General features: G+C 55.0%; 11 protein-coding genes. 8 read left to right on the top strand and 3 right to left on the bottom strand.

All coding sequences use genetic code 11. The features are described from left to right. The first annotated feature begins 167 nt into the window (after window positions 1–167). From Pla52nx_RS12420 to Pla52nx_RS12405, 4 genes are all read left to right on the top strand, one after another. On the top strand, window positions 168–1,088 hold the full coding sequence (locus Pla52nx_RS12420; protein WP_146518528.1) for a YihY/virulence factor BrkB family protein: 921 nt from the start codon (window positions 168–170) through the stop codon (window positions 1,086–1,088). Window positions 1,089–1,276: 188 nt separating this feature from the next. Further along, window positions 1,277–1,888, top strand: a complete 612-nt coding sequence (locus Pla52nx_RS12415; RefSeq protein ID WP_231741726.1) for a class I SAM-dependent methyltransferase — start codon at window positions 1,277–1,279, stop codon at window positions 1,886–1,888. 175 nt (window positions 1,889–2,063) lie between these two features. Further along, a complete protein-coding gene (locus tag Pla52nx_RS12410; protein WP_197454298.1) occupies window positions 2,064–3,260 on the top strand; it encodes a hypothetical protein in 1,197 nt (398 codons plus the stop codon). 134 nt (window positions 3,261–3,394) lie between these two features. Continuing rightward, complete coding sequence (locus tag Pla52nx_RS12405) at window positions 3,395–4,483, top strand: hypothetical protein (RefSeq protein WP_146518529.1); 1,089 nt, start codon at window positions 3,395–3,397, stop codon at window positions 4,481–4,483. Between the two features lie 455 nt (window positions 4,484–4,938). Here the strand turns inward: Pla52nx_RS12405 and Pla52nx_RS12400 are convergent, their stop codons facing one another. Next, the gene (locus tag Pla52nx_RS12400) at window positions 4,939–5,445 is read right to left on the bottom strand and encodes a response regulator (RefSeq protein ID WP_146518530.1); all 507 of its coding nucleotides are present in this window, start codon (window positions 5,443–5,445) and stop codon (window positions 4,939–4,941) included. 514 nt (window positions 5,446–5,959) lie between these two features. Here Pla52nx_RS12400 and Pla52nx_RS12395 point away from each other — a divergent pair. The 4 genes from Pla52nx_RS12395 (at window position 5,960) to Pla52nx_RS12380 (ending at window position 8,751) form a co-directional block, all read left to right on the top strand. Next, the gene (locus tag Pla52nx_RS12395) at window positions 5,960–6,139 is read left to right on the top strand and encodes a YqaE/Pmp3 family membrane protein (RefSeq protein WP_146518531.1); all 180 of its coding nucleotides are present in this window, start codon (window positions 5,960–5,962) and stop codon (window positions 6,137–6,139) included. Window positions 6,140–6,209: 70 nt separating this feature from the next. Beyond that, on the top strand, window positions 6,210–7,301 hold the full coding sequence (locus tag Pla52nx_RS12390; protein ID WP_146518532.1) for an AI-2E family transporter: 1,092 nt from the start codon (window positions 6,210–6,212) through the stop codon (window positions 7,299–7,301). Window positions 7,302–7,557: 256 nt separating this feature from the next. Then, complete coding sequence (locus Pla52nx_RS12385; protein ID WP_146518533.1) at window positions 7,558–8,124, top strand: type 1 glutamine amidotransferase domain-containing protein; 567 nt, start codon at window positions 7,558–7,560, stop codon at window positions 8,122–8,124. 144 nt (window positions 8,125–8,268) lie between these two features. Then, complete coding sequence (locus tag Pla52nx_RS12380; protein WP_146518534.1) at window positions 8,269–8,751, top strand: pyridoxamine 5'-phosphate oxidase family protein; 483 nt, start codon at window positions 8,269–8,271, stop codon at window positions 8,749–8,751. A gap of 69 nt (window positions 8,752–8,820) precedes the next feature. Here Pla52nx_RS12380 and Pla52nx_RS12375 read toward each other — a convergent pair whose 3' ends face one another. Together Pla52nx_RS12375 and Pla52nx_RS12370 are read right to left on the bottom strand one after the other, a co-directional pair. Beyond that, on the bottom strand, window positions 8,821–9,519 hold the full coding sequence (locus Pla52nx_RS12375) for a PEP-CTERM sorting domain-containing protein (protein WP_146518535.1): 699 nt from the start codon (window positions 9,517–9,519) through the stop codon (window positions 8,821–8,823). Continuing rightward, window positions 9,519–15,485 (bottom strand): dockerin type I domain-containing protein, encoded by a 5,967-nt coding sequence (locus Pla52nx_RS12370; RefSeq protein WP_146518536.1) that lies wholly within the window; start codon window positions 15,483–15,485, stop codon window positions 9,519–9,521. Before Pla52nx_RS12370 ends, Pla52nx_RS12375 begins: the two co-directional genes overlap by 1 nt. Between the last annotated feature and the right edge of the window lie 128 nt (window positions 15,486–15,613).

The raw sequence follows: 15,613 nt of genomic DNA, 5'->3' as shown, positions 1-15,613 counted from the left end.
CCTGAGACGACTGGTGAATCGTCAAATATCATAACGGCTTCGGTATGGCGTTTGCACGTCAGTGCTGTGGGGGTTGCGGCGTGAGAATTGTAGTGACTGCTTGATCTGCAATCGACGGTCGCGAATCCAGCAACACGATCGCGAATCCAGCAACAATTACCGAACCGATGGACTTTCTCAAACAAACCTTTTCCCAGTTCTCGAAAGATCGCTGCACAACGCTAGCCGCTGCGCTGGCCTACTACACCGCATTCGCATTGCCTCCGCTGCTCTACGTGCTGCTGACGGTACTGACCTTCGGACTGTCGGTGGCCTACGAGGGCGATGGTGCTAGGGAGCGAGCACAGGACGTTCTGCAGGAGCAGGCGACGGAGATGCTGGGAAATCCCGCTGCAGCGGAAGGCATTACCGCGATCCTCGAAAACAATCGTGAATCCGGCGGTGTGTGGTGGAAAACACTGATCAGTTTTGCCGGTATCATCGTAGGTGCAACGGGCGTCGTGGGTGCCCTGCAAGACTCCTTGAACCGTGTTTGGCAAGTGAAGCCGGACCCCGAAAACTCGGGCATCCTGTCGATGTTGATCAAACGGGTGATTTCGCTCGCAATGATTCTGGGACTCGGTTTTCTGCTGCTCGTATCGATTGCCGTTTCATCCGTTCTCTCTACCGTTGGCCAACAGTTAGGTGAAACCATCGGCATCAGCGGTGGAATCGCCGACATGATTAATTATGTCGTGCAAGCCATCGTCGTGTTCACGATCTTCGCCGCGATCTTTAAGTTCATGCCGGACGCGGTGGTCCGCTGGCGCGACGTCTTGGTCGGCGCAGCGATGACAACGCTGCTCTTTCTCGTCGGACGATTTGCGATGCAGATCTATTTTTCCTACAGCGAACCCGGCGCGCAATTGGGTGCCGCAGCAGCTTCGTTGGCTGTGATTCTCGTCTGGGTCTACTACTCTGCCAACATCGTTCTGCTGGGCGCAGAAGCGACGCAGATCTATGCCGTTCGGTATGGGGCAGGGATTCAACCCGAGGAAAATGCCGTTCGTGTCATCGAAGACATTCGACGTGGAGCAACCAGTTCGTAGCGAATCACTTGGGCGAATCACTTGGGACGTGCGGAGAATCAGTTTCGCGAAATCGACAAAGCAGTCATCGCTCCGCGTGATTTTGCAAATGCTAGGACACGTGTTTTCCGCACCTTCCAAATGATTGACATTCTCGCTGTTGAGAAAGACGAATTGCCTCGGTTCCTGGGAAATGTGCGACGATAATCATGAGCGATTCAATACCCGTTTCCATGGAGCCGCCTCCCTCGCCCTCCTTTGGGAAAAGGATGGCGTACGTCATTCGAGCTTGGTTGAAACATCCCAAGGATGTCTGCACGATCTGCCCAAGCTCGCCCTACTTGACGGAAAACATCGCGAATCGTGATTGCATTCGGGATGCAAGCGTAGTACTGGAATTGGGGCCGGGAGCAGGTGGCACGACGGCGGCGCTACTGAAACAAATGCGACCGGACAGCCGCTTGCTGGCGATCGAAAAAATGCCGGCCTTTCGCGAAGCATTGGAGAAAATCGCTGATCCTCGATTCTCGCTCGAGATCGGCGACGCGGTAAACTTGCTAGAAACTATCGAGGCTCACGGATTCAGTCGCCCCGATGTGATCGTTTCCGGAATTCCATTCAGCGCTTTGCCCGCTGCAGTGGCAGCAGCGATCGTTAGGTCCGTTCACGAAGCATTGGCACCAGCAGGTGCCTTCATCGCATATCAGATACGGTCGGACATCGAACAACATGCCTTCCCATTGTTCGGACCCTCAAAATGCGAAGTGATCGCGCTGAACATTCCTCCACTCAAAGTCTATCAGTGGACGAAGCTAGTCTGACGCTGTAATACGTTGCCCAATCGCATCGACTTACACCCGCTGGCTGCCAAAGTCACAGACCAGGGTTGCCGAATTGGCGCGCTGGTTGCACCTTTTTCTCTCCAGCATCATTTCGATGTAGGTCGCTTCTCTTCGCGACTGTTCCTTTCCCGACTCAAACTGAAGGACTGTCAAAATGAAGACTACACGAATGGACCACACAAGAACGAAAGCACATCGTCGTTGGGTACTCGCCATTGCCCTTGGTGTAATGACACCTCTTGCTGGTCAACATCCCAGCGCAGCGGCAGACAACGAGTTCCCCAGCAATACGCCGTACTATGAAGACGATGCTTGGTACGACATCAGCGAGTGGTTCGACGGCAATGACTACAACCCGACCGACGAAGCAATTGGCCGCTGGGACAACGAGACATTTGACGCTGCGGAAAACGTAACCAGTTCAGACAACGACAATTTTCTCAATTGGGGAGAGTCAAGTTACGGTTACTACGGGGATAACCGCACCACCAATGACAGAGTCGCCGACGACAGAGTCACCGATGGCACTGTCGCGAACAACTCTGTAGATGATCGCTGGTTCTATGATTACTACGATCATGGAAACTCAAACTACAGCGACTACGACAACGACGGGTATTGGGACTACACCGCCAACTACTACGACTACGACAACGATGGCGTGTACGACTCTGTCGCTGAGTACGTCGATACCGATCGCGATGGACTCTACGAGTCTTTTAACTACATCGGGTTCTCGGATGCGAACGCCGAGCAAGACAAAAAGAACAAGATGAAATCGCAGAACGACCAGAAATCGAGGAGTTCTCAGGTCGTCTCCCGGCAGGGATCGATTCAATCTGTAAAAAAGGTGAAGACGCCGCATGGCACCAACGTGGTGGTGGCTTTGGACGGCACGAACCAAACTCAAGGCCAAGACATGATCGTCGATATCGGGTCATCGGATCATTTCGATTCGATTCCTCAGAAGGGCCAAGATGTCAGCGCCAAGGGTGCAATCTTTAAAGTCGGCGATAAGTCAGTCTTGGTTGCCAACAAAGTGACGCTTAACGGCGAAGAGCAGACAATCAATCGCAGCGGTCGCGAATTCACGGGCAAAGTCAAAGACTTGAAGACGATGAAAGTCCGAGGAAACACGCACCAGTTTGCGAAAATCAAGACCGACAACGACAAGAACTTGCTCGTTGACATGGGCCCCCAGGAAAACCTGAATCTGGACGTCCAGAAGGGCAGCCAAGTGACGGTCACTGGAACGGCCGTGAAGGTCAAGGACCGTGTGATGTTGATCGCGCGTGAAGTCACAACAGGAGACAAATCGACTCAAATCGAACGCGTCGCATTGAAACCGTAGTCCAAGCCCTCCCAACGCGTAGCCGCGAGTTGCCAGCATGCGAGTACGGATCGTTTAGCAGATGATCCGATTAGCCGATCAGCCGGCAGCTTGCAGCTACGATGCCTTCCTCTCAAAGATCGAAATCCAATCCCATGCGAAAACAAAACACTCTCCTATATTTCTTTACCTTCGTCGCATTTGCCTGCGCCGCGATGATGACGGCGCGAGCCGACGAGCAACCGCCTATCGGCAATGCGGTCCCAGATGGGTCGGCTGAAAAGATCAGTGATTGGGCCCTTGCCGGCGTGATCTGGAGTGACGCCAGCCTCACCAGAAAACTTGCTTTCGAGGCAGCAAAACGTAGTGAGTCCGCACCCCAACGACAGAAACTTCAAGCGATCGCGAAAAAGTCGAATGATATCGTCGATGCCCTCGAAAAATTTGGCTGGAAACAAATCAAGAGAACAGCTCCAACGACGCTCGACCCAAGTATCAAACGCTTTGACACAGAAACGCCCGCTGGATTCGACGATCCCGGACTCGACGACGAACAGACAGACGACAAACTGCGACTGGACGTTGACCAATACCGAGTGGACGACTACATCGACGAAACTCCAGCCGAGGCTCGCAATCGCGCTGACGCGATCGAAGATGGAGTGGAAGGCGCGATTGCCGCTGCAGCGAGTCGTCGAGGCATGGGGCGTCCTACTGCAGGGCGAATCAGCGAACGAGAAGTTCAAACTCGCTCAGCAACCATGCCTTACTCGCAAGACTCAATCTATGACAGCGATGATTACGACCCCGACAGGGACTACATCGTCGACAATCCGCTCGGTGTGTATTCGACAAATCCGGCCAGTGCAGATCTGGGCGACGGCGACGACGACATTGATCTTGACGATCCCGCGAAAGTGGTCGAGGGTGAAGACGAATTGATTGCAGCCATGGCGCGAGAACGTCGGGCGGACGCGAGTCGGGCGGACGCGAGTCGGGCGGACCGACAAGTTGAAATGGATTGCTACACCGACCGGCGTTCCAGCCATCAACAGGATGCCAATTGGGTACAGCTGCATTTGGATGCCAATCAGGCAACTTGGTCCCAATTCACAACGCATGAGAACATCACCGCCAGGACGAGCGATGCTGTGATGAAACTCAAGGCTGATGCGTCCGCCGCGAGCGACGCCACCACGAGTCCCGAACTGCTAAGCATTTTGGACACGATTCTGGAAAGGTGAGTGACCGCATTTCCGTAGCCAGCCACTTCGCGGGACAGTGGCATTCAATCCCAAGCAGCTGAACGTCTCTAAGCGTATGACGCTACCAAACGCCGTGAGCCGTGACGCGTAAGCGACCGGGTCTTGCACCCATCGAGCTTCCGTTTCAGTGCTTAAACCCGGGGCCTGACGGCGAGCGGCTCAGGGCCTATCATGTTGATCGCACCAGCCATTTTTCTCTTCTTTACTAGCACGACGCGCAAGCGAGTGAATCGTCTTATTGTTCTATTCACTCGCTTGCGCGTCGTTTTGGTACTTTGCTTGAAATTCAACGTGAAACCATGCGTTCAACGCGGGACGCTCTCTATCGCGTGGCGGCTGATACGCGCAGGCAGTTTTTGTCGTCCCAATCCGCGCAACCCATGTCGCGTAAATGTTTTGCGAAGAACATGGTCCGTCGCGCGAATCATCCGCGTCTAGCGGCGTTCGCTTTTCGCGACGGTTTTGAGCAGCCTCCTCAATGTCGGTGAAATCACACCACTTCCAGTGACCACGCTGTCGTCCAGCGGATGGACAACACGCCGGGATGCATGGTCACCTGCAACCAAATCAAGGACCACAGAGAGCGTGGACTGTTTACATAAGGGTTTCTGCAATAACGCATCCCCACCCATTTGTTGAACGATAGTTAATGTCTGTCCATCTCGAAGGCTCGTCATTACCAAAACAGGTACACTGCTGATCGGTTCGTAGTCCGATTGACGAATCCTCTCCAGGAGTTCAAGGCCACACAGACCGGGCATCTCAAGATCCGTAATGAGTAGATCGGGCGGCTGATGACAGATCGCCTGCCAAGCTTGTAGGCCATTCTTAGCCAGCGTGCATTGAAACCCACACTCTTGCATCCACGTCGCAACTGTCTCGCGAGAGGCGCGAACGTCGTCTGCAATCACGCACCGTCGAGGTCGGTCCGAGTCGGTCATGGTAAAGAAATAGAAGAGGGTCGTAGGGAAGAATAACTCGATGGATGCAATCTTTGTGCCGAACTCGAATCCCTAATCGGCACTGTTATGGAAATCATACCAGGCTAACTGGGTGATGACGAGAAGTGTATCACTGACGAATTTCGCTGAGAACACGATCGCTTGGCTTTACCCAGCAAGTCGAACGACGATACGGATGCTTGGTCGGTCACGAACCCCTTTGGCCCGCAAGCGACCAAGGACATCTACTCAGAACATGACTTTCGACGTCGCACGCAGTGAGCTCAAGCGGAACGCTCGTTCAAACAGCAACATCGGATGAGCCTCGGCGTGGGGCGTGCAATTAACAGCTGACGTAGCTTGGGCACGCTTGTCCGAGAAAGCATCAACGGGCACGAGTGCCCATCCTAATATTATCAATCACAAGTCCCTGGCCGAGGAATACAGGTGTCTTGGCATAGAGCTTGCTACGATCTCGTTACGATTTGCCGCACACAACGGGAGGGATTTCGCCATGGAATTCATTCGTCTACTGATCGCATTCTTGTTACCCCCGGTTTCCGTCTACATGCAATTCGGAATCGGCAAGCACTTCTGGATCAATTGCCTCTTGACCTTGCTCGGAGTAGTTCCAGGAATCTTGCATGCCGTGTATGTGATGGCTGCCAACAAACCAGGCTTGGAGCGTCTTTGAAGCCAGCCACTGCGATGGCACTTTAAAGAATGCCAATTTTACCCGGTGCAAGCGGGAACTGGATTTTTTGATGCCTCGACACCTATCGTTCTGGTTGCTGATCGCACTACTGACCTTGATCGGCTTCCTGTTCTTCCACGTGGTCAAGCCTTTCATCGCCACGCTCTTTATCGCCGCTGTACTGACGGTGCTCTTTTCGCCGCTGCATCAGTGGTTGACCAGACGATTTGCAGGGCATGATCGAATCGCCGCATTGGTCACCACCCTGCTGGTGATGTTGTTGGTGCTATTGCCAATCTGCTTTACTTTGATCATGGCCGGGACACAAGTGATGACCGTTGGCAACGACGCCGTGCGTTGGCTTGATGTGGATTCGCCAAAGAGTTTCGACGAGACGATCGGGAAAATTGAACGTTCGCGGATCGGGGCTGCCGTGGATGATTTGTACAATCGTTTATCCGCGGGCCAGCAAGAACAGATCAAAGAATCAGCATCCAACCTACTGCACGATGTGACGAGCGAGGTCTATGAAAAGACCACGGGCATCCTTTCTGATCTCTTCTCGTTCGCCCTCAGTCTATGCATCATAGCGCTCGGACTGTACTACTTTCTAGCCGATCGCGACCTGTTCGTTGGTGAACTGCACCGGTTCATGCCGCTGAAGAATAATGAACAACAGAAGCTGACGAATCGATTCCAAGTGGTTTGCCGAGGCGTCGTGCTCGGTTCGGTGGTCGCCGGAGCTGTGCAAGCGACGCTCGCCGGGATAGGGTTCGCCGTGCTCGGTGTTCCCAACGTCTGGGTGTTGATTGTGCTGTCAATGTTCTGCTCTTTCATCCCGTTTGTCGGTTCCGCGGTCGTATGGCTCTCCGTTGCAGCATGGTTGTTGATCGAAGGAAGATATGGAGGTGGAATTGCACTAGCGGTCTACGGCGGCGCGATCATTTCCAGTTCGGACAATTTGGTCCGAGCCTACGTGATCGGAAATCGAGCAAGATTACATCCCCTGATCGCTTTGGTGACCGTTTTGGGGGCGCTAAAGCTGATGGGATTGTGGGGCATCTTCCTTGGGCCAATGGTGGCCGCTTGTTTTCATGCGCTGCTGAACATCATGAGGGATCGCGCGTTGAATGAGGCTCCGAATGAACCTGTAACGACATGACCATTCGAGTTGCCATTGGTTGATTGCAAGTCACTCTGCTCGCAGAGCCGTCGACGGCCCATGTGTGTTGCGTTTCATCAGTGCGGCGAACGTGGTCCTTGATCCGGCCCGCTCAGAACGTTGACATTGATACGGGCATTTGAGCCACTGGTTGTCCCCAGTTGGCGAGACTCCCAAATGGCTGCAATCCAAATGGCATGGAACCTGCACCAATCCCTTTGACAAAAACAGTTCTTTCCAAGACAGGAGATTAATCATGAATTCAAAATCGCTCACCGGAAAACGCATCGCGTTTCTTGCTACCGACGGATTTGAGCAAGTCGAACTGACCAAGCCATGGGATGCGGTCAAGAATGCTGGCGCTGATGTCATTCTGGTTTCTCCCAAAGATGGCGAAATCCAAGGAATGAATCACGACGAGAAAGCGGACATGTTCAGTGTCGATCAATCCGTCCACACTGCATCGGCCGAGGACTTCGACGGACTGGTGCTACCCGGCGGCGTCGCCAATCCAGACGCATTGCGAATGTGTGATGACTCTGTATCGTTCGTTCGAGATTTCTTCAAGCAACACAAACCGGTTGCAGCCATCTGCCATGGACCGTGGACACTGATAGAAGCCGATGTGGTTCGCGGGCGTCGGGTGACCTCGTGGCCGAGCCTCAAGACGGATCTCAAAAACGCCGGGGCTGAATGGGTCGACGAAGAATGCGTGTGCGATGAAGGATTGGTGACCAGTCGAAACCCCGACGACCTGCCCGCCTTCTGCGACAAGGCCGTTGAAGAGTTCGCGGAGGGAAAACACGCCGCCCAGAAAGCATGATCCATCTGAACGCGTTTTCAAGATGAACCACGTGACCCAAAGTTCAACTTGGCCCCGAGATCGATATGGTTCAGCGCCATGCTGGATTTCATCGAGACGCCCTCACCACTTTCACCTTTGCAGATCTAACCCCTCAACGAAATCATGGACACTCAACAGAAACTAATCGACCTGCTACATGACTTTGACACCGCCATGCTTGTCACCCGTGGTGATCACGGTGCGCTCTATGCACGACCGATGGCGGTCGCCCAAGTGGAGGAGGACGGCCAGATTTGGTTCGTCACCGACCGCAATTCCGGGAAGATCGCCGACTTGATGCTCGATCCCGAAACGGTGGTCACGATGCAAGGTTCCAGCAAGTTCGTATCGCTCACCGGTACCGCACAGGCCGTGGACGATCGAGCAAAGTTGGATGAACTTTGGAACGAAGCTTGGAAGGTCTGGTTTCCCGAAGGCAAGGCCAGCGACTCCATTGTTCTACTGAGAATCGAGCCATCGAGCGGAGAGTATTGGGACAACTCGGGTTTGACGGGCGTGAAGTACTTACTGAAAGCAGGCAAGGCGTACCTGCAAGGCAACCGACCAGAAACGGACGCGTCGACCAACGCCTCCGTTTCGCTCTAATCGAACGGTGCCGACCCGATGGATGGTCACATCCGAGTTGAGGGAGCTAACCAATGCAAGATTTGGCACTCAACTCGGCAGCAGTGGTTTCCTACGCCGCCTGCGGACAAATCCTAGAGCAGACATTAGGAGCAGAGTCATAGTGGTCGTTGGTTCGGGCACCGCCGAGAGCGTAGCGATCCCGTTGACTGGGCTCACCGAGAAAGGCACGTTTGCGAAACTCGCGTCGGCGAAACTAGAACTCGCGATATCGATTTCGAATTCAAATTGATCGCCGATCAGGGAATTCGGGTCGCTGAGCGCTGGAAACGAATGTTGGAAATCAACGCGGCCCACGAGTTTTGTACCGAATACATTTGCGTTCGCGCCATTGAATGTCCCATCGCTTATGCTGAACGTATCATTGGGCAGATCGAACGTCGAGATGGCAACAGGATCGAGGCCGATATTCTGTGCAAAGCTGTTATTCCGAAACAAATAGGCAGACTGATCAAAGTGTGCATCGACCGGCGGAGAGATCAGTTGAAGCCCACTACCGACTGCCCCAAGCGGCTTCACACGCAATTGAATGTTCATCGACGCAACCAAGTCATTGCTACCAGTGACTTCGATGAAGAGCGATCCTATTCCGCCGACTTGAAATTCGGTTTGTGTGACGGAGACGACCAAAGCGGCGTCGCTGCGAGGACTGTCAATCAAGCAGCTTGTTAAAAGCGCGATGGTGGCAAGCCATCGACACTTCGAATGATTGCGTAGGTGTCGTTTCATTAGAACAAGAATCCTTCATTAGCGTACAAATGGTCGATCATGTGGAGTCGTTCGTCATCGGGATCCGGTGCATCGGCAACGACGATCGGATCGGTGGAGATAGCGGGGACTGGAAATCTGAGTTCGTTGATCACACTCAGGGCATCCAAGGCCGTGACCCGGCCGTCGCCGTTGGCGTCGAGGTAAACGGGCAAGTCGGACTCACCTGAAACGCCCCAAGCAATCGTACCCCGGTCGTTGCTGAACGATCTTGAACGAAGCTGGTTGACCACGATCAGTGCATCCAGTGCGCTCACCACGGCATCGTTATTGACGTCGCCCGCCATCGAGGCATTTTGCCACATGCTGGGATACAGGGAAGCGGGACGAATCGCTGCCGAAACGCTCGACGAAATGAGTTCGCCCAAAGCATTCGTCGCACCTGTAGCGACCTCTTGATTGAATTCTCGCTGTACGATTCCTCGATCGGCGAGGTCAACCTTTCCGTCACCGTCGATATCGGCATCATCGTGTCGTCGGACCAAACCTGCGATGATGTCCATCATGTCGATACGGTCCACGATGGCATCACCATTGGCGTCGCCGAGTAGACGATGGAAAACAGTGGTTTGGTCAACTTCGCCGTCGCCATCGACGTCGATAAAGAACTGATAAGTTCCGTTGCCATCCGCCGATCGTGAGTCGCCGCCGATCCCTTCGCTCCCAAAGTCGACCGTCAACGTGGCGGAAGACTGCGAAATCTGTCCCGTCAGGTCCAAAATGGTGATCGTTCCCTCCGAGTTCCACTGCAGCACCAATCGGTCGTTATCAGGATCTGCGTCTAACATTGACTCGTAAACTGCGGTGAGACCTTCGCTGCGATTGAAGAGGAGATCCACATGGCGAATGTAAGATCGTTGTCGTGACCCATTCTGAATGTCGACATCAATCAGCTCCAATTCGATCGGCTCCGCAATCGTTCTGCTGATTGAAATGTCCGGGGACGCCGGAGCGATCTCGACGTTGCCACGTGTGTCGACACCGACCGACTGAAAACGATAGGTGTGAGCCTCTCCATCGAGAATTCCTAGATAAGGAATCATTACCGAGTGGTTACCGTCGGGGTCGGGTAGCCCTGCATCAAATGGCCCATGACTGGTGGCTGCTTGCGAATCAATCGAGACTTGTAAGGTGAACTGATCCAAGCCACTGCCGCCGACCTCGCTACCGACAATCTCAACGATCCAACCGGTATCGGTCGGAGTGATCATATTGACCGAAGTGATCGGTGCGTCCAGATCGGGGACATAGATCGATGTGTCAGCGACAACCGGTTTGGACTCCTCGTTACCGGCCGTGTCGCGAGCGATGCTACGAAACCAGTACTGTGTATTGCTGACGCCGGTGAAAGAAATGGAACGTGCGTCTCCAGTAAGTGTTTGATGCAATACGAAGGGCCCACTGTCGGTCGCGACGTAAAGGTCAATCTCAGCAAGGCCGGAAACCGTTTCGTCCACTTCGATCGGAGCCATAACGTCGTCAGCCGATATGGTGATGTCAAACGTCAACGACGTTGCGACAGTTGGCAAGGCGTCGACGTGACTTGCGGGGGCGGTTTCATCGGGAAAGACAGCGAGAATGGTAAAAGGATCCGATGCCAAGTTTAAAGCGCCGAAGGCATCGCGAAGTCGTTGTTCGGCAATCTCAATGGTCACGATGCCCGCGCCCTCCGGACCGATTGCGAAGCGATATTCGTTGTTCGGTAACGAGATGATGTCGCTGACCAGGCTACCACCGGTGATGGTCAAATCATTAGGATCAAGCCGCTCGACTTCCGAGTCGAAGCTCACCAATACCGAAAACGGTTCGACGGAGATCGGTCCCACCGGACCGGTAATCACCGGTGTGAACTGCTCCCCGCCCCAAGCACCGATGTCGGAATTTCCCGGCGACACAAATCCATTTTGAGACGCGTTGGCTGCATCAAAAGGGACTTGGTTGGACGCAGGGCTGCCCGGTAGCAGCGAGAGCGTAGGTGTGTTCCCTCCGTTCATCCGCAGTTGCGTGTCCAATCCGACCACTTCGAGGATGTTAATGTCGTAGTCTTCAGGCGCGCTACGGAAATAAAAGACAAGCTCAATCGAACCGTTCGGATGCGTCACAACTTCCTGCGTTCGGAACGTAACGAAGTCACTCCTGCAAGGATTGCTTGACAAGCCCGGGTCACAAATCAGTGCGAATTGGTCGTTTGTATGAAAGCTGTCTTCATTGTCAGTGAAGCCAATGATATTGTGTCCAAAACTCACGATCGTTCCACCTTCGACATCGTCCAAGTACAGGTCGGTGGTGGTTTGAGTGACTTCAAAGACGTCCTGAAACGTCCCTGAGGAAGCCGACGGATGATCTGCAGTAACGATTCTCGTCGCTCGTCCGTTCTCAATAAAATCTCTGTCGTAGTGGATCGTCCGATTCCTTACGACGTTGCTGTAGCTGCGAGATCTTGCTGAGTTTCCGGCGATCAGCGATCGACTGATGTGCGTTCCGCCAAAGACACCCGGTCCGCTGGAGGTACCATCGTCACCTTTTTGTCCGGCGCTGCCCGGCCCCCTTGGTAGAAGCTCGTGCTCATCATCATCACCAGGATCACTGGAAAAGAGGATTCCGACGTTCACGCCGTAACTGCCGTCAATGTCGGGGAACGCGTCATTGACTGCAGTATTGAAACTCGCCCCTTGCGAGAGGCTGATGATGATCTTCGCTGAAACCACGGCAACGGTGAACGCGGCGGCACCGATGCCCAATACTGGCAATGCTGAAACGGCCACGACTCCGATGACTCCGACGCTTCCTGCTGCGGCCGCGCCTCCGAATGTCGCTGACGCGGTACCTAAGAACGCGATGGTCGATATTGCGACGGCTCCCGTTGCCGCAGCACCAGCCCCGGCAACGAATGCACCTGCTCCCACACCACCAACGATCAGGGAATTGGTTAACGTGTCACCTGCCAAGCCGGGATTCTCCAACAAGGCGGAATCGACCGACGCGGCGTCTGTCGTCAGAATCGCGGTGGAGGACCCAGGGAAGGCGGCTCCGTTCGTACCAATGTAAGGGCGATCTCGCCGGTGATACGCTTCCACAGCCTGATTGCCATTCCGGTCCATCACACCGAACAGTCCGCTGAATCCGCCACCACCCGCATTGGTTGAGTTTCCGGTAATCGTGGCTGCTCCGATCAATAGAGCGGTTTGGTTGCCGACGTTATACACGCCACCTCCTCTGGCATCACCGCCGTCTCCTCCATGGCCCGCATCGCCTCCCTTGACGTAACCACGTTCGCCGTGGCCCCCGTAACCGCCGCCTCCAGAGATGACGATGTTATTGACGATCGTGGATTCACTCAGCCACAGCGTTCCTCCGTCCAACGCGATTCCGCCACCAGCGGCCAGCCCACCATCTCCGCCGTTTCCTCCGTTGCCACCGAAATCATTGGCACGGATTTCTAGAAACAGATCGGATCCCCCTTCACCACCACGCCCACCCCAGCCGCTGCTGACCACGTTCGCGTCGACCGTCGTTGACTCAATCGTTGCGTCAACGTTTTGGATGTAGACGCCGCCGCCCTGTGCGTTTCCGCCACCGCCCCCATCTCCACCGTGACCGCTGTAATACACGCCGTCGCCCCCCGCGCCGCCGTCGCCGGCGACAACCGCATTGGCACTGACAATCGTCTCGGTCATTGACAAGGTGCCATCGACCGTCGGCAAGCTGGACGAGTCGCGGGCATATTGAATCGCGAGTCCACCACCGGATGCGTTTCCACCTTGACCACCCTGACCACCTCGACCACCTGCGGCGACTATTCCATCTTGAGCTGCAAACCCAGCGGTTCCGCCGGCACCCGCGAATACACGATTGTTGGCCAGTACCGACGTTGTCACGTCGACCTCATGATCCGTAACCAACGCAACCGCAATCGCTCCTCCCGTCGCGTCACCGCCGGCCCCGCCCTTACCGCCGGGGCCAGTGGCACCGAGCCCAAGACCAATCCCGCCCGTTCCCGCCGCACCGCCAACTGCAGCGTTGGCGACAAACCCGCTGCCGGCAATCGTGACGCTGGCATCGTAGACAGACAAGGCACCGCCCGATGCGCTACCGCCATCGCCGCCCGAGTACCCGGCACCATTGACCGTGATCCCACCGGCACCGCCGGCGATGCGTCCGTCGATCTCAAAACCGCCGCCGGCAGCCAAGTTGCTGAACAACGATGAGTCGGTCAGTGCGACGTCGCTTTCTGAATGAATAGCTCCACCAAGTGCAGCGCCATCTTCACCGGCACTCGAACCGACACACAAGCGTGGAATTTCACTGGTGTTACACGTCTCGGCCTGATTCATATTGCCCATTCCCCCGTACCCGGAGGCAGCGACATTATCGGCGAACAGGACTTGATCGATTTCCAGAGAACCACCCACTGCTTGATAGATGGCACCACCCGATACATTGCCACCGTCTCCCGCTTGATCGCTGCTTGAGCCTTCAAACGACTTTCTTTTATGGCCACCGGTGCCGCCCAATACTCGATTGCCGATGAATGAAGTCGTCAATGTCGTGCCGGTCAGATCCGACGTATGGACATCGATGGTTCCGTCGAATTCAAGGGTACCGCTGATGTGAACGACCGCCCCCTGAACACTATGAATCGCGCCACCGAAGGCATCTCCCCCGCGACCGGCGGCTCCCAGACGCGTCGTGCCGCCTGCACCACCTTTTGCCGTATTCGTGCCGAATTCTGTGTCGATGACATTCAAAATGGCTGCTGCATTGTAGATCGCTCCGCCGCGCGCATGTCCGCCGCGAGCGGCTGTTCCCTGAAGCCGTATCCCGCCCCCTTTGCCGCCTGTCGCTTCGTTGCCGATGAACAAACTCGACTCGATCGTGACGGTTTCCAAATCTAAGTTGTAGCCGATGAACAACGCGCCTCCGTTAGCATCGCCACCTGGTCGCGCTGTCGTCGTGTCTTCCTCACCGGATTCACCACCGCGAACGAAATTCTCTTCAAAGCGACTGTCGGAAATGGACAGCGTTGCCGAACTAACGTAGACGCCGCCTCCTTCGGCAACTTCGACGTAACCCGATGCTGTATTGTCGTAGCCGCTATCGCCGCCGATCGCTTCGTTGAGCTTGATGACCGAGTTGTTTCGAATGGCGAGACTCGAGCCGACCACGTAGACGCCCCCACCTTGCGCCGTCCCACCGTCGCCGCCGAAAGCGTTCGCCTGAGATGATCCGGCCCGTCCGTGTCCTGCTTGCGCCGAGTTGCTCTCGATAACCGTATCATCGAGTACGATTTCGTAGCTGCCAAAACTATAAATCCCGCCGCCGTATGCGTCGTCACCATGCTGCCCCATTTGGGATGCGACAACACGATTCGAGAGGATCGTACTGCCATTGATCGCGACAACTCCGCCCCCGTGGGAGAAAGTATTTGAAATCCGGATCGCTCCGCCTGCACGTGTCTCCAATCCGCCGGTGAGCGTCAGATCGTTGAGCGATACGTCCGGAGCGCCGAGGGGCTGAGCGCGAATGTCAAAGATACGGCTCAGCGAATTGGCATCGATCGTCGCACCGTTACCGTTGATGACCAGATCACGGGTGATGTCAAAGTCGCCGTACAGCGGATCTTCGAGGGAGCTGTTTTCCTCCACGCCGCCAAGGGAACGCGAAATCCCATAGTTCGAGCCGGGTTGGAGATTGATGATCACCGTTTCTTCCGGTGACGTATGCGCTCGAATAATCGCCTCGCGAAGTGACGTCCGGCCATCGCCAGCAATCACTTCATCCGCAGTGACATTGACATTGATGACCTCTGCGGCGAGATACAGTCGCGGTTCGAGACATTCGAACCGCCGAGCGTTCTTGCGTTTCCGTCGACCGATCTCACGTTTACGGCTGTAAAATGGGTTTGCGAAAAGATTTGATTTAGACATGACATCGTCCAGCACCGGCGGGCATGGGGATGCAAGACGCGGATTCATCCCTCTCCGGGTTTACCCGATTCGGCGCGGCGATCGTACACAGACTATTTGTTCAGAATGAATCCCTACTGGCCATGCCC

Origin of the sequence: Stieleria varia, assembly GCF_038443385.1 — a bacterium.
Lineage (GTDB): Bacteria > Planctomycetota > Planctomycetia > Pirellulales > Pirellulaceae > Stieleria > Stieleria varia.
Note: the sequence above shows the minus strand (reverse complement) of the source record. Positions and strands in the feature narration are given on the sequence as shown.